Source organism: Actinomycetospora sp. TBRC 11914, assembly GCF_012933465.1.
Classification (GTDB): Bacteria; Actinomycetota; Actinomycetes; order Mycobacteriales; family Pseudonocardiaceae; genus Actinomycetospora.
The window spans coordinates 196486-215526 of sequence record NZ_JABBND010000005.1 but is presented as its reverse complement, the minus strand read 5'-3'; the positions used below and the strand labels follow the sequence as shown (position 1 = coordinate 215526).

Sequence of the window (19041 nt, the reverse complement as noted above, 5' to 3'; positions counted from 1 at the left end):
ATACCGACAGTTAGTGCTCACGAGCGCGAAGCGCACCTACCGGGGGCCGACCGGCAGCACGGTGCGACCGTAGGTCGAGTTCGTCACCACCGCGAACGACGCGTACCAGGCGGCGATCGCCGTGACGATGCCGAGGATCCCGCCGATCGTCGCGAGCGACGAGACGCCGGCCAGCGTCCCGAGCACCAGGAACAGGAACGTCAGGAACAGGAACGCGAACACCGCGATGAGGGCACCGTTGGTGCGCAGCGACGCGACGAACATGTAGAGCGTGAAGATCGCCCAGCCGAGCAGGAAGAGCCCGGTCGCGGTCTTGGCGCTCGACTCGGGGATCGCCGGCTCGACGAACTGCACGAACGCCGCGAACGACAGCCAGAACGCCCCGTAGGAGACGAACGCCGTCGCGCCGAAGGTGTTGGCCTTGCGGAACTCGAACAGGCCGGCGATGAGCTGGGCGAGCCCGCCGTAGAACAACGCGAGCGGGAGGACCGTCTTCTCCAGGTTCTCCGGGGCGATGCCCGCGTTGAACAGGCTCAGCAGGAAGGTGGTCAGCGCGAAGGCCGCGAGGCCCAGCGGACCGGGGTCGGCGAACCCCCTCGTGGGATCGGCGGCGACGTCACCGGTGGTGACGGCTCCGGGCTCGTTGACGGTCGTGGACATCGACGTCCTTCCCTCGGGTGTGGGTGTGGCCCGTCACATGCCCGGTCGGGCGACGGGTTACGCGCACCTCATATCCGGAGATCATCAGCAAGTGCAAGATTCGTGCCGCGGACGGAGCGCCAGGAACCGGAGGAACCGGGCAACGTGGTTCGGGCACCGTTGTCCGACCTGCACCTCTCCGGTCGGACGGATTGCCTGCTCATCGGGACGGGGATCCGCTGGGCCGTTCGGCCCTGGCCAGTAGATGTGTCGCAGGTCACATTCGCCGGGCGGGGCGGTCCCGGGACCCGATCACGACCCGCGTCGGGCGATCCCCGCGACGTAGGCCGCCTGACCGGCGTGCTGGATGTCGTCGTCGGCGACGCTGACGAGCCGCACACCGCGGGTCACCGGCGGATCCCAGCGGTCGTCGATCACCTCGTCGAGGTCGGCGTCGGCGAGGGTGCGCAGGTAGGCGAGCGTGCGGTCGTGCACCGCGTCGTAGTACCCGGTGAGCAACGCCGGGTCGGTGACGTGGACGGCGGCGACCTGGGCGGGGGTGTGCCCGTAGCCGATGGAGGACGGGGGCAGGTCGAAGCCGAAGCGGTCGGCCCAGCCGTCGGCCGTGTACGCCTGCTCGGTCCCGGCGAGCTCCGCGACGTGGTCGTCCTGCACCCGCGTCAGATGCCACACGAGCCAGCCGATGGGGTTGGCCTCGGCGTCGACCTGCAGGTTCAGCGCCTTCTCGTCGAGCCCCTCGACGGTGCCGTGGACGTGCTCGCGGACCCGGCCGAAGGTCTCGACCAGGACGTCGATGCTGTTCACGCGTCAGCTCCTCCTCGCGGGTGGATGTCCCGTCCGGAGTACCCCACGCGACGCGTTCAGGCCACCCGCACCTCGAGCTCCGCCTGTCCGAAGCCCAGCAGGTGCTGGAAGTGGCGCAGCCCGGGGGAGAGCAGCAGCGCACCCTCGACGGCGAGCAGGCGCGCGTCCGTCGCGGCGAGCTCGGTGACGACGTGGGCGGAGAGCAGGTAGCGCGCGTCGCCCTCCCGGCCCGGGGCGGAGAGCATGAGGTCGAGGCGCGCGAGCGGTCCGGCCGCGCTGGTGAGGGCCAGGACCTCGGTGGTGCCCTCGGCGTCCTCGGCCACCCACCCGGTGCACAGCCCGGCGGTCAGGTCGGCCACCGCGCCGGGCACGACCGCCTGGTACCAGGGACCGGGGACGACCTGCTCGAGACGGCGGGCGGTCTCGACGGGGTCGATGGTGCGGCACGTGACGCCCTGCTCGCGGGCACGGCGGCTGTTGGTGCGCAGCGCCTGCTTGGACTTCCCGCGGAGGTAGGCCTCGGGCTCCTCGGGGAGCGGGAGGACGGAGACGGCGAGGTCGCGGGGCACGCCGCGGTCGCGGCCCGAGTACTTGGCCGCGAGCCGGCGTCCGCTGCGGGTGTCCGGGACCGTCACCGCGACGTGCGGCAGGTCGGCGAGCGGAGCCGCGACGCGCGGGGCGAGGGCGGTCCGCGCCGCGGCCACCCGGGCGCGCGCCGTGAATCGTCCGGCGCGGCCGCGCAGCCCACCGCGCCGCTGCAGGCCGTCGGCGAGGGCGACGAACCGGTCGTCGCGCAGCCGGGACGCGACCGGCTCGATCGGCGGCAGGGGGTCGACCGGGGTGTAGGGCTGCAGTGCCGTCATCAACGACCTTTCCTCGGGGAGCGAGGGTCGGGGTCCTCGGGGACCCCGGCCGACGATGCCATCACAGATCGGTAACGGCACGCCCGCACCCCTTGACGAGGATCACCACCGTCGTGGGTGAACAGTTTTCCCCGGGTAGGTGGCTTCGCTGCGTGAGCAAAAGGTGTCGTCACGGTGACGCTCGGTGCTCACCAGCCGGCGACTCCCGACCGACGACGCCCCGCCTGCCGCGCGAACCCGACCCCGCCGACGACCGCCAGCCCCAGCTCCGCGACGACCAGCAGCACGAGCCCGGCGCCGACGCCCGTCACACCCGACGACAGGACCGGGTGCAGCCCTCCCGCCCCGCGGGCCGAGGCGACGACCGCGAGCGCCGTCGAGACCTGCACGCCCAGCGCGGCGGGGAACGCCAGCCACGGGGTCAGGCGCTCGCGTCCGAGGACCAGGTCGACCACCGGGACGAGCGTCAGCAGCACGAAGACGCCGAGCGCGACCAGGCTCGGGCCCTTGGCCAGCTCGATCGCCGTCCAGCCGTGCCCCGTCACCCCGCGCAGCAGGGGGAGGAAGAGGCCCACCAGGCCCGCTAGGCAGAGGCCGACCGCGGCCCAGGGCCGCGTCGTCGGGCTGCACGTCGCGATGAGCACCCGGGAGCGCAGCCGCAGCCCCCGCGTCCCGGGGAGCGTGAACCGCTCGCGCGGCACGCGCTCGAGGGGCACCTGCGGTCGGAGGGCGTCGAACCGGTCGTGCTGACCGTCGGGGGCGGACTCGTCCCGGGCGAACTCTCCGGCCGACATGGGCCATCCCTCCTGCCACGGGTCCACGCGTCACGGACCCGCACCCCTCGCTGCTCCTGGCGCAGCGGCTACCCCGGCCTCGCGGAGATCACGCAGATCACACGGGACGTCACAGAACGCGTCGGCGAGCGGGACGGCGAGCGGTCGGACCGCGGTCTGCTCCGTCCGGGCACGGCTCCGAACGGGCCTCGGGCCGGGCCGCCACCCGCCGCGGCGCTCCTGCTCCGAACGGGGCTCCCCGTGACTCCGGGACGCTGTGACCATCACCGGACGGCGCAACCATCGGAGATCCGGCCACGCTCCGCTACCGTCTCCACCATGGTCGAGCTGGATCGGTCCGCGCGCGTCCTGGTGGCGGGCTCGGGGGGGCTGGTGGGGTCCGCGGTGGTGCGGGCGCTGGGGGCGGCGGGGTTCTCGGATGTGGTGGGGGCCCGGTCGGCGCAGGTGGATCTGCGGGACGCGTCGGCGGCGCGGGAGTTCGTCGCCCGGGTGGCTCCGACCGCGGTGGTGGACGCGGCGGCGCGGGTCGGGGGGATCGCGGCGAACGCGGCGCGGCCGGTGGAGTTCCTGCACGACAACCTGCGGATCCAGGCGAACCTGCTGGACGCGGCCGCGGCGGCGGGGACCGAGCGGTTCCTGTTCCTGGGGTCGTCGTGCATCTACCCGAAGTTCGCCGAGCAGCCGATCCGGGAGGACTCGTTGTTGACGGGGCCGCTGGAGGCCACCAACGACGCCTACGCGATCGCGAAGATCGCCGGGATCATGGGGGTGCAGTCCTACCGCCGGGAGTACGGGCTGGCGTGGGTCTCGGCGATGCCGACGAACCTGTACGGGCCGGGGGACAACTTCGACCTGGAGTCCTCGCACGTGCTGCCGGCGTTGATCCGGAAGTTCCACGAGGCGAAATCGACGTCGGCGGCCACCGTCACCGTGTGGGGCACTGGGACGCCGCGGCGGGAGTTCCTGCACGTGGACGACCTCGCGGCGGCGTGTGTGCACCTGCTGGACGTCTACGACGACCCGTCGCCGATCAACGTGGGCACCGGTGAGGACGTGACGATCGCGGAGCTGGCCTCGCTGGTCGCCGAGACCGTCGGGTTCTCCGGGGAGATCGTCTACGACACGTCGCGGCCGGACGGAACCCCGCGCAAGGTCCTCGACGTCTCGCGGATCGCCGCCACGGGCTGGAAGCCGCGGATCGGGCTGGCCGAGGGGCTGGCCGCCACCTACCGCTGGTACCTGGACAACATCGCGGAGGAGAAGTGAAGCGCGCGCTCATCACCGGGATCACCGGGCAGGACGGGTCGTACCTGACGGAGTTGTTGCTGGGGAAGGGCTACGAGGTGCACGGGATCATCCGGCGTGCCTCGACGTTCAACACCGGGCGGATCGAGCATCTCTACCAGGATCCGCACGATCCGGAGCAGCGTCTGGTGCTGCACTACGGGGACCTGACCGACTCGAGCCGTCTGGTGACGTTGATCGAGAAGGTGCGCCCGGACGAGGTGTACCACCTGGCGGCGCAGTCGCACGTGCGCGTGAGTTTCGACGAGCCGGAGTACACCGGGAACACCACCGGGGTCGGGACGGCGCGGCTGCTCGAGGCGATCCGGATGGTGGGGATCTCGACGCGGTACTACCAGGCGAGCTCGTCGGAGATGTTCGGGGCGACGCCGCCGCCGCAGAGCGAGGTGACGCCGTTCTATCCGCGCAGTCCGTACGGGGCGGCGAAGGTGTACGGGTACTGGATGGCGCGGAACTACCGTGAGGCGCACGGGATGTTCGCGGTGAACGGGATCCTGTTCAACCACGAGTCGCCGCGGCGTGGGGAGACGTTCGTGACCCGCAAGATCGCGCGGGCGGCGGCGCGGATCGCGCAGGGCAAGGAGGAGTTCGTCTACCTCGGCAATCTCGACGCGGTCCGGGACTGGGGGTATGCCCCGGAGTACGTGGAGGGCATGTGGCGGATGCTGCAGGCCGAGCACGCCGATGACTACGTGCTCGCCACCGGGACGGCGACCACGGTGCGGGAGTTCGTCGAGTACTGCTTCTCCCACGTGGGCCTGGAGTGGGAGGACCACGTGCGGTTCGACGAGACCTACCTGCGCCCGACCGAGGTCGACGCGCTGATCGGGGACGCTTCCAAGGCCCAGCGCGAGCTGGGCTGGAAGGCCACGACGATGCCCGAGCACCTCGCCCACGTCATGGTCGACGCCGAGCTCCAGGACGCCGGCTCCGCGCGGTGACCGAGGCCGAGCCGGACTCGCCGCCGACGTCCGGCCGGCGGCCCGGCGGCACCCTGTCGCTCTTCCTCGGCCGGATCGGTGGGGTGGCCGGGGCGCTCGTCGTCGGGCAGGTCGTCCTCGGCGTCACCTACGTCGTGGGCGCCCGCGCGATCTCGCCGGCCACGCTCGGCCTGGTCGCGACCTGCGCGGCGATCGGGCAGGTCGCGGCCACCGTCGTCGACCTCGGGCTCGTCAACTACCTGGTCCGCGAGACGGCGGCCGGACGGCTCGACGACGCCCGGGCCCGGGCCGTCGTCGCCGCCAAGCGGCCGTGGGCGCTCGCGCTGCTGCTCGTCGTCGGCCTGGCGACGAGCCTGGTCCTCGCGCCCGACGTCGTGAGCGCGATCCTGCTCGCGGTCGTCGGGATCGGCGTCTGGGAGGCGCAGAACGCCAACGGGCTGCTCCGGGCCCGGGAGCGCTTCGCCCGCGCGTCGACCGGCCAGCTCGTCGGCCGGGTGGGCGGCCTCGTCGTCGCCGTCGTCCTCGCGCTCCTCGGGGTGGGGACGCTCGCGCTCGCGGCCGCCCTGCCCGCGTCCTTCCTGCTCGAGGCCCTGCTCGACCGCGTCTTCCTCGGCCCGGCCGGGGAGCGCCGACGGCCGGGACGAGAGCTGATCGGCCACCACCGCGAGTCGCTCGGCTTCGGGCTGGCGAACCTCGCGGCGTCGGCCCAGCAGCTGGACACCCCCCTGGTGACCGCGGGCGCCGGCGCCTACCAGGCCGGTCTCTACGCCGCGGGCGGCCGGCTGCTGGGGCCGCTGACCTTCCTCGCCAACTCTCTCGGCATGGTCGCTGCCCCCTGGCTCGCCCGGGCCGGCGCCGACGACGCTGCCCTGCGCGGCGAGGAGCGCCGGGTCCTGCGGGTCGGCGCCGGGCTCTGCCTCGCGCCCCTGGTGGCGGCGGTGGCCGGACCGCCGCTCATCCCGTTGCTGCTCGGTCCCGAGTACGCGAGCTCGGGCACGGTGTTCGCGGTCCTCGCCCTCGGCGCGGCGGTGGTCACCCTCAACCAGCCGTTCGCGGTGATCGCCCAGAACCGGGGCCACCAGCGGGCCGTGGCGGCCGGGATCGCGATCGGCCTGACGATCGGCCTGCTGGCGACCCTGGTGCTCTCCTGGTGGGGCGGCGCGGTGTGGGCGGCCGTCGGCTACGTGGTCAGCCAGGTGGTCATCTTCGTGCTGCTGGGGCTCGCGGCGCGTCGCGCGCGGCGGAACGGGGTGGCCGGCGTCGCGCCCGTCGTACCGGAGGGGCCGGAGATCAGCTGACCCGTGGGCTCACCGAGCGGGTCGGGCCGCGGGTGCTCCCTCGGTGGTGGAGGGCTGGCCGGCGGGACCTCGTCTGCCCTCCCTAGGCAGATGATCATGAATCGCGGCACGGGGAGGTCGTGCCGGGATCCATGATCGACTGCCTGGGCACTCGCCGGTCAGGAGCCCGAGGCGGGGCTGTTGGTGCTCGGCCGGGGCGAGCGGATGCGCGTCGGCCGGGTGGCGGCGTCGTCGGTCGACTCGGGGCCGCGCCCGGTGGTGGCGGTGCGGGTGGTCCGGGTGCGGGTGGTCCGTGCTCGGGCGGGCTTCTCCGTCGGCTCGCCCTCGACCGTGGTGGTCGCGTCGTCGGGCGCGGAGGCGCGGGTCGTCGCGCGGGTCGCCCGCCGCGGGCGGGTCCCGGTGCTGCCCGTCGTTCCCGACGACGAGGCTGCGTCCGGCGCCGCCGACGCTGCGGTGCCGTTGGTGGGCGCGGAGCCGTTCGTGGGCGTGGGCGCAGTGCCGTTGGTGGGGGCGCTGCCGTTGGTGGGCGCGGTGCCGTTGGTGGGGGCGGTGCCGTTCGTGGGCGTGGGCGCAGTGCCGTTGGTGGGCAGCGCCGTCCCGTTGCTCGCGGACGCCTCCGCGGGCGCCGGCGTCGGCGGGACCTCGGCCGGCTCGGTGGCAGGCGTCGTGGTGGCCGGCGTCGTGGTGGCCGGCGTCGCGCTCGTGGCGGTGGTCTTGCGGGGCGCGCGCGGCTTCCGGGTCGGCTTCGGCGGGGTGACCGGCTCGGCGACGGCGGGCGAGTCGGCGGCGGGTTCGACGGCGGCCGGGACGGCCGAGGCCGCCGTGGTGCGTGGCTTGCGGGTGCGCGTGGGCGGCGTCGCCGGGGGCGGCGTCGGGTCCGCCGCGACCGACGTGGCCGGCTCGGGGGTGGCCGGCTCGGGGGTGGCCGGCTCGGAGGCCACGACCTTCTCCGCGGTCTTCCGCGTGCCGGCGCGGCGCTTCCGCGGCTCGACGACGGGCGCCGGGACCGGCTCGGTGACGGCGGGCTCCTCCGACACGGGCTCCGACACGGGCTCCGACACGGGCTCCGACACGGGCTCCGACACGGACCCCCGCCCGGGCGGCAGCGCCCGCGGGGCCTCGACGGGGGCCGGCGGGACGTCGACCGCGAACGTGAACACCGAGCCCAGCAGCGGGGCGCCGACGGTGCGCAGCCCGGCGGCCGCGGCGTCGAGGTCCTCGGGACGGGCCGACCCGCGGCGGGCGACGAGCACGACCGCGTCGGCGAGCCGCGCCAGGTCGACCGACTCGGGGCTGCTCGCGACCGGGGCCGCGTCAAGCAGCACCCACGAGTACGCGTCCCGCAGCTCCCGCAGCGCGGTGGTGGCCCGGGTCGTCCCCCACGCCTCGCCGGGCCGCTCCACTCCGGGGCCGGCGGGGAGCACGTCGAGTGCGCCCGGCGTCCAGCGCTGCACCGCGCCCCGCAGCGCCCCGCCGTCGAGCACCGTCGCGAGCCCGCGGTCGGCGTCGAGCTCCAGGCGGCGGGCGAGCGCGGGACGGCGCAGGTCGGCGTCGACGAGCAGCACCGACTCGCCGGCCAGGGCGAGGGCGACGGCGAGGTCGACGGCCGCCGTCGTCGTGCCCTGCCCGGCGCGCACGCCGGCGACGACGAGGCAGCGCCGGTCCCCGGCGGCGGCCACCACCGCGGTGCGCAGCCGGCGCACGGCGGCGGCACGGGTCCGGGCGCGGGTGGCGCGGCGGCCGCGTCGTCCGGGAGCGGGCTCGAGGAGCAGGGCGGGGCGGTCCGGGCGCCGGGGCAGGCCGGGGACGGCGGCGAGCACGGGGGCGTCGAGGGCGGCCTCGAGGGCCTCGGAGCCGTCGACGGCCCGCCGCAGCGCCCGGCGCCCCAGCGCGGCGCCGACGCCGAGGACCACACCGGCGAGCAGGCCCGCGGCCAGCAGCATCGTCGTGCCCGGGCCGGCGGGGAAGGTCGGGAGCGTCGGCGGGTAGATGAGCTCGGTCGAGACGATCGGCCGGTTCACCGGCTGGCCGGTGGACTCGATGCTGTTGACCAGCCGGGTGAACGAGGTCGCGACGGCGGTGCCGACGAGCTGGGCGTCCTGCGGGGTCGACTCGGTGACGCCGAGGTTGAGCACGACGGTCTCGTCGACGGCGTCCGCGCTCACCGCCTTCTGGATGTCCTGCGCCGAGGGGACGCCGCCCAGCAGCGCCGAGGCGTCCGCCGCGACCCGGGGGCCGGTGATCAGCTCGGTGTAGGACTTGACCCGCTCCGTGGACAGCTGCGCGCCCTGGTAGGAGTCCTGCGAGCTCGACGCGGTCTGGGGCGAGGCCACGTAGAAGATCGCGGTCGAGGTGTACGTGCGGGGGAGCAGGAAGGCGACCGCGGCGGCGATCACCACGCAGACGACCAGGACGCTGCCGATGAGCCACTTGTCCTCGCGCAGCACGGTCATGTACTCGCGCACGTTCACGACGGTTCTCCCGGGTTGCTGGGGATCGCGGGCTCCCGCACGCCCAGGACACCCTGGAGCCGGCGGGGGAGGAGGCTGCCGGGCGCGGTGCGCTCGGCCTCGGTCAGTTCGTCGCACGCCAGGGCGAGCGCGACGAGGATGAAGACCCAGGTCGACGCGGCGGCCGGCTGGGAGGTCAGGAGCGTCGCGAACACGACGAGGGCCACGGGGGCGGCCCGGCCGCGGGTCCCGGCGGGACGCCGCAGCAGGAGCAGCGGCACGAGCAGCGCCGCGCTGACGAGCAGCACGAACGGCAGCCCGTTCACCGCGATGTCGGAGACGAGGTTGATCCCCGCCTGCTTCTCGGTGCCGTGACCGCCCCACGGCGACTGGGTCAGCGCCCGCACCCCCGCGGCGGTGGCGTCCGAGCGCTCGTCGAGCGAGGTCTCGTTGCTGGTCTGCTTCGCCGCCACCCCGAGCACCGGCGCGTAGAAGGCCACCCAGCCCGCGACGCCGATCGCGATGAGCCCGCCGAGCTGGCGGACCATCCCCGACAGTCGGATGCCGCCGCGCGGGCGCAGGAACACGTCGAGGGCGAGGACGACGACGAAGACGCCGAAGCCCGCCGTCGAGAGGGTCCCGACGAGGCCCGCGAGCAGCAGCGCCTTCACGACCCAGGAGCGGTAGCCGACCGCGTCGGCGACGAACCAGCCCGCCGCGCAGTACATCGCCATCCACCCGGACTCCCGCCCGATCCCGGTCAGCCGCGGGACGCCGGTGCCGAACACCTCGGACGTCGAGTAGCTGACGGTGAACGGGAAGTAGACCGGCTGCGGGCCGACGGTGCCGACGGGGATCGTCATGACCTGCCCGGCGCCGGCGTAGGTCACCGACCAGTACAGCGCCGTGACGACCCACATCGCGCCGATGACGCACAGCAGCACGACGAAGCCCCGGCCGAGCGCGAGGCGGGCGCGGGGGTCGGCGAGCACCAGCACGGCGGCCGTGAGCGAGCCGATCGTCAGCACGAAGTCCTGGAACAGGCTGCGGATGCGGTCCAGGTCGTCGACCCAGACCCCGTGCAGCACCATCCACAGGTAGGCCAGGGCCATCAGCGCGAGCAGGGCCGAGATCGCCCGCACCGGCCGCGGCGGCGCGAGCTCGCGGCGCAGCATCGCGGCCACGCCCGCCGCCAGGGCGAGACCGCAGCCGACGAGCGCGGTGTACTCGCCCAGCGTGCCGGGGCGCAGCAGGACGACCGAGACGAGCAGCAGACCGGCGGGCACGGCCGCGGGCACCCGGGGCGTGGTGGCGGTGCCACGGGCACGGCGGGCCGTGGCGCGGCCGGGGGTGAACGTCGTCAAACCCGTCGCCACCTCCCCCGGGGCGATCACCGTCTGCAGTCCGAGCGCGGCGAGACTATCGGATGGGTGAAGATCCGTGAACCGCTCGGGGGAGGCGACTACGTCACGTTGCCGAGCAGTCCCCGAACGAAGTGGTTCGTGCCGAGACGCGTGCGGGCCCGGCGGGCGGCGGCCGCGCGACGCGGGTGCGCGTCCACGAGCCGGCCGAGGGCGGCGCGCACGTCGTCCGGGTCGTCCACCTCGGCGACCTCCCCGATCCCGGTCCCGGTCACCATGCTCGACGCCCAGCCCCGGGCCGGGCCCAGCACCGGGACGCCGCGGGCGGCCGCCTCGGCGACGACCCCGCTCGGGGCGTCGTTGTCGTGCAGCACCGCGACGGCGTCGACGCCGGCGACCGCGGTGTCGAACTCGTCCTCGGTGAGCAGGCGGTCGTCGACGTGCAGCCGCCCGGCGGCGGTGAGGACGGCCGCGTCGGGGGAGGAGCCGAGGAACTCGCGAACGTCGGGCTCGCACCGACCGCCGACGACGAGGTGCGCCCCCGCCGCCGCGTCGTCGTCACGGGCGCCGGCCAGGGCGGCGAGGAGCACGGGCACGTTCTTGCGGGCGCTGACCACGCCGAACACCCCGACACGGAACGGCTCACCCGACTCGCGAGGGGAGGATCCGGTCGCTCTACCGGCCCGAGGGTTCCCCTCGCGCTCGAGGGCTGCGGCGGGGGGCTCGACCGGGTCGCGCACCGGCTCGATCCCGGGGAAGCCGCGGCGGCGCACGACCACCCCGAAGGCGTCGGTGAGGAACCGGACCCGCGCGCCGGGGACCCGGGCGAGGACCCCCGCGAGCGCGGGCTTCAGCGCCATGCCCGCCGTCGCCGGCTCCGGGCCGCCGGGTAGGGCGGTCCGCATGAGCAGCAGCGACACCGGTGCGCGGCGGAACCCCGACCGGGCCAGCGCGAGCAGGAGCGGCGCGACGTTCTTGTCGCCGTCGGGGACCACCAGCCGGGCGCCGCGGGCCGCCGCCGTCGCCAGCGCGAGCGCCATCGCGGGTCGGCGCGACTCCGGGAGCTCGACGACGTCGGCCTCCACGTCCGCCAGGTGCTCGGCGAACTCCGCGGAGCCGCGGACCGACCGCGGGACGAGCAGCACGCGGCGCGCGGGCGGCACGGCCGCGAGCAGGAGACGCACGTAGCGCAACCGGTGGCCGGCGGCCTCCATCTCGGCGACGGCTACCGCACACGGGTGTGACACGTGACCCACATCCAGGTGTTCGGGATCGCCCGGACGGGCGATACTTTCCTCGTGACGACGACCGTAGGTCACGGCGCGGAAGGTTCGGCATGCTGAGTGGTCTGACATGAGGGTCGCGTGGCTCACCGACGCCCAGGCGCCCTACCGGGAACCGCTGTTCTGCGAGCTCGCCTCCCGGTGCGACTTCCACGTCCACTTCCTGTTCGCCGAGGAGCCCGAGCGCCACTTCGTCTACCGGGCCCACTCCGGCTACTCGTCGGCGGTCCTGCCCTCCGTGCGCATCCCGCTGCCGCGCCGGATCGCGAGCCGGCTGGATTCCTACCAGGCCGCGCTGCGCCCGGGGTGGACCCGACGGGTGCTCGACGCCGCCGACGTCGTCGTGATCCCCACCTGGGCCCAGGTCGCGAGCGCCTGGACCATGCTGCGGGCCCGGCGTCGGGGGGTGCCCTACGTGATCTTCTCCGAGTCGACGCTGGACTCCCGCCAGTTCGACCGCGGCCCCATCGCCTGGCTGCGGACCCGCCTGTTCACCCGCGCCGGGGCCGTCGTCGTCCCGGGACCGTCGGCGCGCGAGGCCGCGCTGCACACCGGGGTGGCGCCCGACCGGATCGTCGAGTCGGTCAACTCGGTCGACCTCGAGGCGTTCGGGACGCGGCCGCGGGAGCTGCGCGCGGGTCGCGGCGCCGGTCCCGGCGCGGCCCACCACCGCTTCGTCGTCGTCGGGCAGCTGATCGCGCGCAAGAACGTCGGGACGCTGCTCGAGGCGTTCGCCGCCCTCGACGGCGCGCCCACCCTCGACGTCGCCGGCGACGGGGTGCTGCGCGACGAGCTCGAGGCGGCCGCCCGGGCGCTCGGCGTCGCCGACCGCGTCACCTTCCACGGGTTCCTCGACGAGGCCGGGGTCGTGGAGGTGCTCGCGCGCACCCAGACGCTCGTGCTGCCCTCCACCGAGGAGGTCTACGGCTTCACCGCGCTCGAGGCGCAGGTGGCCGGGCTGCAGGTCGTGGTCTCGGCGCGGGCCGGGATCGCGGAGAACCTCGCGGACACCGCCGGCGCGTGGGTCGTGGAGCCGGACGTCGAGGGTGTGCGCCAGGGCCTGGAGGCCGCCCGCACGGCGTGGACCGGCTGGACCGAGGAGATCCCCGCCGAGGCGGCATCACCGAAGCGGGCCGCCGACGACGTGCTGGCAGGTGCGCTCCGCGCTCGTGAGCACTAACTGTCGGTATACCGACACTTTCTGCTCACGAGCCGAAGGGACCTACCTGGATTCCCGTCGCCCCGTCCAGGTCCAGCGCGTCCTCGGGCGCGATCCCGGTGACGAGGTTGCCGGTGATCGACCCGCCCGCGACGCCGTGGAAGGACACCGCGACGACGGTGTCGGAGCAGCGGAAGGTGTTCCCGGTGACGGTCACCGCGCTCGGCGGCACCACGTCCCGCCCGCCCGCGGTCTGCCCGTCCCCACCGGCGAGCGCGTTGACGAGGGCGATCCGGCGGGTGTTCATCGTCGCGTCGTGGGTGTTGGCGCGTGCCGTCACGCGGGCCGACCCGGAGATGATCTGGACGTGCGCGAACTCGCGCAGCCCGCACGCCGAGAACGTGCAGCCCGAGACGGTGACATCGCTGGACCAGTCCTCGATATGGACCGCCTCCATCCGGTAGTTCGTCACCGTGCAGCCGGAGACGACGACGTCCGCGCAGTAGGCGATCCCGACGGCGAAACCGGGGGAGTCGTTGTCCCGGAACGTGCACCCCTGCACGCGGACGTGCCGGAACGAGCCCGAGGGGCTGTTGAACTCCAGGTCGGTGTTGGTGTTGCGCGCGAAAGTGCAGCCGGTCACCGACACCCCGACGGTCACCGCGGACGACTCGTTGGCCTGGTAGAGCCCGTAGGTCAGCCGGTGCAGCAGGCAGCCGGACATGGTGACACCGTTCGAGACGCCGTTGTCGACCCCCAGCTGGATGCCGTGGCAGAAGGCGTCGACGACGTCGGTGGCCCCGGCCAGCACCAGCCGCGACAGCGTCAGCCGCGCGACCTGCCCGACGCGCACCAGCACCGTCTCGGCGTCGTCGGCGCGCACGATCTCCAGGCCGTCGAGGGTGACGTCGTCCCCGCCGACCAGCAGCGCGGCGGTCGCCCCGGCGGCCACCCGCAGCGTCGTCCGACCCGGGTCGCCGGCCAGCAGCACGCCGGCCGGCACGCGCAGCGGCCGGGGCAGCACGAGCCGGTAGGTACCCGCGGGCACCCGGACGGTGTCGCCCGGCGTCGCGAGCCCGAGCGCCCGGGTGAAGGCGGCCGCGTCGTCGGCGCGCCCGTCGCCGACGGCGCCCGAGGCGCGCACGTCGTGCACCGTCCCGCGCGACAACGGCGGGCCCGACGGCCGCGGCAGGTCGGGGTCGGTCGCGGGAGGTCCCGACGGCGAGGCCCCGCAGGACAGTGCCCCGCCCACGACGGCGGCCAGGCCCGCCCCGAGCGCGAGGGCACGACGGCGGGTCAGGGCGAGCGCCCGGGACGCGAGGGGAGGATCCGGTCGCTCTAGCGGCACGGGGGTTCCCCTCGCGCCGGGAGCGGGCTCGCCAGGACGGGGCTCACCGGCCGCGGGCGAGCACCACCTCGGCGACCGTGCGGAGCAGGACCTTCGCGTCGAGCCACAGCGACCAGTTCTCGATGTAGTAGTTGTCGAAGCGCGCGCGGTCGGAGATGGGGGTGTCGCCGCGCAGGCCCGAGACCTGCGCGAGCCCGGTGAGCCCGGCCGGGACGCGGTGGCGATGACCGTAGCGCGGGTGCTCAGCGGAGAACCGTTCCACGAAGTGGGGACGTTCCGGGCGGGGCCCGACGATCGTCATCTCGCCGCGCAGGATGTTCCACAGCTGCGGCAGCTCGTCGAGCGAGGTCGCCCGCAGCACGCGGCCCACCGGACCGATGCGGGGGTCCCGCGCGACGGTCCACTGCGTCGCCGACTCGCTCTCCGAGGCCGGGCGCATCGAGCGGAACTTGAGGCACTCGAACCGGCGGCCGTCGCGTCCGACGCGCACCTGGCGGAAGAGCACCCCGGGCCCGCCCTCCCGGCGCACGGCGACCGCGCAGGCCAGCAGCACGGGCGAGAGGAGCACGAGCAGCAGGCCGCTGACCACGACGTCGAACGCCCGCTTGAGCGCCCACGCCGGCCCGTCCAGCGCGGGGGTGCGGATGCGCATGACCGGCAGCGAGCCGATGTGGTCGGAGTGCCCGGTGGCCGTCGCGAAGGCGTGCAGGCGGGGGACGACGAGCAGGTCGCAGTGCTCGGTGGCGGGGGTGCGGACCCGGTCGAGCAGGTCCTCCTCGCGGAAGGTGCCGTCGCCGACGAGCAGGACGTCGACGCCGTGGGCGCGCACCAGGTCGTCGAGGTCGTCGAGGCTGCCGAGGTGGGGGAGGCCCGGCCCCCGGGGCAGGTCCCCGGCCCGCGTCGGACGGTCCGGGCCGTCGACGTGCCCGACGACGGCGAGGCCGTAGCGCGGGTAGCGGGCGAGCAGCGTCGCCACCTCCCGCGACACCGCGCCGCCCCCGATGACGACGGTGCGGTGCGCGACGATGCGCCGCCGGCGCGCGGTGAGCACCACCGCCGTCGTCAGGAACCGGCCGAGCACCGCGAGCGCGACCGAGGCGAGCGACGCCCCGACGAACTCCATGACGCCCAGGTCGTCGTGGCGCAGCGCGAACACCGCGGCCACCAGCGCGATCGCCACCAGCAGCCGACCGAGCAGGGCGGGCAGTTCGTCGAGCACCGAGAGGTGCAGCCGGGCCCGGTAGCGCCCGCCGCCGCAGACCAGCGCGACGATGAGCAGACCGAGTGCGCCGAAGGCCTTGAAGTAGTGGGGCGCCCAGATCATCGGCGCCGCGGTCATCACCGCGTCCACGGGGAGCACCAGCATCCACGCCTGCATCGATCCGGCCCGCCGGACGCCGAGCAGGGCACGGGCCGGCGGGGGTTCCAGCGGCTGCTCCCGCCGGGCGCGCGTCGCGGGGAGGCCGGAAGCACGCGCGGGCACGACCCGTCTCGGGGGTGGTGCGCCCGCGGGGGTCCGGGCAGCGGTCATGCGCGGTCAGCCTCCGGGACCCGTGAGCGGTGGGGAACGTCGTCCGGGATCGTCGGGGACCGGACGGGCGGATGGCCCTGGAAGGTGTTCCCAGGTCTCTCCCAGCTGGGTCACTCCTCCGTGGACACAGGAGACCTTGATTACTCCGAACGTGTAGTAGACAACCACATGGAGGTAATGCTGGATCTCCGCTCCGTCGTCTGGTGGAATCGATGAGCCCACCAGGCGGCTGACGTTGAGTACACAGCGTGCGCAGGGAGGTACCGAGTGTCGGCGACGGCGTCGCGCGGGACGGGAATCGTTCCCGGGACGCCCGCGTCCCTGCCGCCCGTCGGCCGCGGCGCCGAGATCGCCGGCCTGCACGAGACCTTCGACCGGGTGCGCCGCGGGGGCTCCGCCCGCGTCCTGCTCACCGGGGAGCCCGGCGTCGGGACCTCGTCCCTCGCCGACACGTTCTGCGCGCAGCTCGCCGCCGAGGGGCCCGGCGGGCCGGTGGTCGTCCGGGTGGCCGCGCCCGCGCCGGTGGCGGGTCCGGACGACGTGCCCGTCGCCTACGCCACGGCCGACCGCCTGGCCCGCGCCCTCGACGCGGTCGCGGCCCCCGGCCGGCCCACGTCGGCCCGCTCCGCGCCGGGCCTGGACGAGGCCCTCGAGCGCGTGCGTCGCGGTCCGCGCGGACCGCGACGCGTCGTCCTCGTGCTCCACGACCTGCAGCACGCGGACCCGGCGTCGGCGGCCGTCCTGACCGATCTGCTGAGCCGGCTGTGCGGCGACGGCCTGCTCGTCGTCGCCACCGCCACCGAGCCCGATCTCCTGCCCCCGGGCACGCGGGCGTGGTGGCCGTGGCTCTTCACCGAGGACACCGCCGGCGCCGACCGGACCCCGGCCGAGACGCGGACGGTCCCCGTCGCGGGCCTCGACGCGCCCGCCGTGGCGGCGTTCGTGGCGTCCCGGCGCCCGGCCGCACCGGCCCTCGGGCCCGGCGTCGCCGGCCGGCTCGCCGCCGCCACCCGGGGACACCCGGTCCACCTCGCGCTGCTGGTGCGGGGCCTGCCCGACGACGTGCTCGCCGGCACCGCGGCGGCCCCGCCCTGGCGCGACCTCCCCGCCGACGTGGCGCTCGCCGTCGGTGCGCTCCGCCCGGTCGCGCGGCGCCTGCTCGGCGCGCTGGCCGTGCTGGGCGAGCCGACGCCGCTCGCCCTCGTCGAGCGGGTGGCCGACCTGGAGGCCGGCGACGTGGGCGACGCCGACGTCGACGACCTCGCCGCGTCCGGCCTCGTCGGCGTCGCGCGCGACGGTGCCCGGGTGGTGCTGCACGTCGTGCACGCCCTGGTGCGCGCCGCGGTGCTGGCCGGCCTGCCCTCCGAGCAGGTCGGGACGCTGCACTGCGCCGCGTCCGTCGCGGTGGGTGGCCGGTCCGGGTTCGCGCACGCCGTCGCCGGGTCCGCCGGGCGCCCCTACCCCGCGCTCGCCGACGCGCTCGAGGAGTCCGCCACCGCGGAGACCATCGACCACGACGAGGCCGCGACCCGCCTGCTGTGGGCGGCCGAGCTCAGCCCCACCGGCGCCGAGCGGGAGGCGCGCGTGCTGGCCGCGGCGGTGCGCCTCGTCCGGGCCGGCGCCCCCGCGCGGCTGCGCGCCCTGGAACCGGCGCTGCGCGAGGCCCGCCCCTGCGCCGAGCGCGACCTCGCGCTGGGCCTGCTGCTCTCCGAGGCCTCCGACCCGCAGGCCCACACCTGGCTGGAGGCCGCGGTCGCGGACCCCGACGCCCCGGCCCGCGTGACCGCCCTCGCCGCGGTGCTGCTCGGCACCGACCACGCGCTGCACGGCCGCGGGGCCCGGGCGGTCGAGGCGGTGGCCCGGGTCCCCGAGCTCACCGAGGAACCGCGGCGCCGCGAGCAGGCGCTGGTGGTGACGGCGGTCGGGCGCGCCCAGCAGTGGGGGCCGGAAGCCGGGCTGGAGGTCCTCGAGCCGGTGCTGCCGAGCGCCTACGGCGCGGACGCCGCGGTGATCGCCGGGCGGCTGCACCTCGCGGCCGGCCGCACCGCGGAGGGCTACACCCGGCTGCGCGAGGGTCTCGACCGGGTCCGCTCCGGGGCCATGACGACGACGGGGCGCCTCGTGCACCTCTACCTCGCCGAGGCCGCGTTCCGCACCGGCCGGCTCGACGAGGCCGAGGCCGAGGCGCGGGTGGGCGCGACGACCTCGCAGCAGGTCGGCAGCGCCTGGATCGGCCCGGCGTCGCGGGCGCTCCGGGCGGGCGTGCTCGCGGTGCGCGGCGAGGCCGCCGAGGCCGCGGAGCAGCTGCGGAGGGCCCGGGAGGACCTGCGGGGCTCGCCGCACGCGCTCGGGCTGGCGATGGTCCGGATCAGCGAGGCGCTCGTGGCCCACGTGCTCGGCGACCACGAGCGCGCCCACCGCGTGCTCGGGGCGCTGGCCGACGAGCCCGTCCCACCGCTGCTCGGCTCGCCGACCGCACCGTGGCGCGTGCTGCGCGCGGAGGTCGCGCTCGACGCCGGGCACCCCGCGATCGCGGCGCAGGAGGTGGACGGCTGGCCGGGGTTCGGCACGCCGCTGTGGTTCGCGCTCGCGCGCCAGCGGCTGCTCGGGCGGCTGGCGGAGCACGCCGGCGACGACGGGACGGCGACGTCCTACTACCGGGCCGGGCTGCGCCTGGTCGAGGCCGATCCGGAGGGCGCGGCGTGGTGCCCGGCCGAGGTCGCGGCGGTGCGCGCCGCGGCGGGCGCCCTGGGCCACATCCGCGGGCGGCGCGACGCGGCCGCCGACCTCGCGGTGGCCCGGCAGACCTACGTCGCGCTCGGGGCCCGGCCGTTCGCGGAGCGGATCGGCGCCGGGTCCGCCGCGGCGCCCGACGTGCCGGCCGCCCGCACGCCGACGGAGCACCCCGCTCTGGCGGCCGCGGCGGCCGCACCGACCGACCCGTCCGGACCCGGGACCTCGTCGGGACCCGGCCCGGACGGGGCGCGCGCGCTCGGTGAGCTCCCGCCGGTCGACGAGGCGGAGTCGCCTGGCGAGCACGCGTCGCTGACGCCGCGGGAGCGGGAGGTCGTCCGGCTCGTCGCCCAGGGCATGACGAGCCGCGAGGTGGCGGCAGCGCTCTACGTGACGCCGAAGGCCATCAGCTACCACCTGGGGAACGTCTTCGCGAAGCTCGGCGTCACGTCGCGTCGTCAACTGTGGGGACGACGGTTCTAGGACGCATAGTCCGCCCCCGAATGGGGGA

At 75.5% G+C, this 19041-nt stretch carries 14 protein-coding genes; 5 read left to right on the top strand and 9 right to left on the bottom strand.

The window, feature by feature from the left end; translation table 11 throughout:
- Positions 1–36: 36 nt before the first annotated feature.
- The 4 genes from HH311_RS11700 to HH311_RS11685 form a co-directional block, all read right to left on the bottom strand.
- Positions 37–660, bottom strand: a complete 624-nt coding sequence (locus HH311_RS11700; protein ID WP_169183834.1) for an acetate uptake transporter — start codon at positions 658–660, stop codon at positions 37–39.
- A 291-nt stretch (positions 661–951) separates the two neighbouring features.
- On the bottom strand, positions 952–1464 hold the full coding sequence (locus HH311_RS11695; protein WP_169183833.1) for a mycothiol transferase: 513 nt from the start codon (positions 1462–1464) through the stop codon (positions 952–954).
- Positions 1465–1520: 56 nt separating this feature from the next.
- Positions 1521–2327: a hypothetical protein gene (locus HH311_RS11690; protein WP_169183832.1), complete on the bottom strand. Its 807-nt coding sequence runs from the start codon at positions 2325–2327 to the stop codon at positions 1521–1523.
- Between the two features lie 188 nt (positions 2328–2515).
- A complete protein-coding gene (locus tag HH311_RS11685) occupies positions 2516–3121 on the bottom strand; it encodes a hypothetical protein (RefSeq protein WP_169183831.1) in 606 nt (201 codons plus the stop codon).
- Between the two features lie 318 nt (positions 3122–3439).
- Here HH311_RS11685 and HH311_RS11680 point away from each other — a divergent pair, with 318 nt between their 5' ends.
- Genes HH311_RS11680 through HH311_RS11670 form a run of 3 tightly spaced genes read left to right on the top strand, consistent with a single transcriptional unit; the run spans position 3440 to position 6665 of the window.
- On the top strand, positions 3440–4387 hold the full coding sequence (locus tag HH311_RS11680) for a GDP-L-fucose synthase (RefSeq protein ID WP_169183830.1): 948 nt from the start codon (positions 3440–3442) through the stop codon (positions 4385–4387).
- Complete coding sequence (gmd, locus tag HH311_RS11675) at positions 4384–5367, top strand: GDP-mannose 4,6-dehydratase (RefSeq protein WP_169183829.1); 984 nt, start codon at positions 4384–4386, stop codon at positions 5365–5367. The genes HH311_RS11680 and gmd overlap by 4 nt, the downstream gene beginning before the upstream one ends.
- Positions 5364–6665, top strand: a complete 1302-nt coding sequence (locus HH311_RS11670) for an oligosaccharide flippase family protein (RefSeq protein WP_169183828.1) — start codon at positions 5364–5366, stop codon at positions 6663–6665. The genes gmd and HH311_RS11670 overlap by 4 nt, the downstream gene beginning before the upstream one ends.
- A gap of 158 nt (positions 6666–6823) precedes the next feature.
- On the opposite strand, the gene HH311_RS11665 is transcribed toward HH311_RS11670, so the two are convergent.
- The 3 genes from HH311_RS11665 to HH311_RS11655 all read right to left on the bottom strand — a co-directional run bounded on the left by HH311_RS11665 (position 6824) and on the right by HH311_RS11655 (position 11690).
- Complete coding sequence (locus HH311_RS11665; protein WP_169183827.1) at positions 6824–9136, bottom strand: cellulose synthase operon protein YhjQ/BcsQ; 2313 nt, start codon at positions 9134–9136, stop codon at positions 6824–6826.
- Positions 9133–10479, bottom strand: a complete 1347-nt coding sequence (locus HH311_RS11660) for an O-antigen ligase family protein (protein WP_169183826.1) — start codon at positions 10477–10479, stop codon at positions 9133–9135. The genes HH311_RS11665 and HH311_RS11660 overlap by 4 nt, the downstream gene beginning before the upstream one ends.
- A 98-nt stretch (positions 10480–10577) precedes the next feature.
- Positions 10578–11690 (bottom strand): glycosyltransferase, encoded by a 1113-nt coding sequence (locus tag HH311_RS11655; protein ID WP_169183825.1) that lies wholly within the window; start codon positions 11688–11690, stop codon positions 10578–10580.
- Between the two features lie 139 nt (positions 11691–11829).
- On the opposite strand from HH311_RS11655, the gene HH311_RS11650 reads away from it, so the two are divergent.
- The gene (locus tag HH311_RS11650) at positions 11830–12939 is read left to right on the top strand and encodes a glycosyltransferase (RefSeq protein ID WP_169183824.1); all 1110 of its coding nucleotides are present in this window, start codon (positions 11830–11832) and stop codon (positions 12937–12939) included.
- 25 nt (positions 12940–12964) lie between these two features.
- On the opposite strand, the gene HH311_RS11645 is transcribed toward HH311_RS11650, so the two are convergent.
- Both HH311_RS11645 and HH311_RS11640 read right to left on the bottom strand, forming a co-directional pair.
- Positions 12965–14266 carry a right-handed parallel beta-helix repeat-containing protein gene (locus HH311_RS11645; protein WP_169183823.1) on the bottom strand — a complete coding sequence of 434 codons (1302 nt, stop codon included), beginning with the start codon at positions 14264–14266 and terminating at the stop codon, positions 12965–12967.
- Between the two features lie 43 nt (positions 14267–14309).
- Positions 14310–15797 carry a sugar transferase gene (locus HH311_RS11640; protein ID WP_211190127.1) on the bottom strand — a complete coding sequence of 496 codons (1488 nt, stop codon included), beginning with the start codon at positions 15795–15797 and terminating at the stop codon, positions 14310–14312.
- Positions 15798–16064: 267 nt separating this feature from the next.
- On the opposite strand from HH311_RS11640, the gene HH311_RS11635 reads away from it, so the two are divergent.
- Positions 16065–19013 carry a LuxR family transcriptional regulator gene (locus tag HH311_RS11635; protein ID WP_169183822.1) on the top strand — a complete coding sequence of 983 codons (2949 nt, stop codon included), beginning with the start codon at positions 16065–16067 and terminating at the stop codon, positions 19011–19013.
- Positions 19014–19041: the final 28 nt, after the last annotated feature.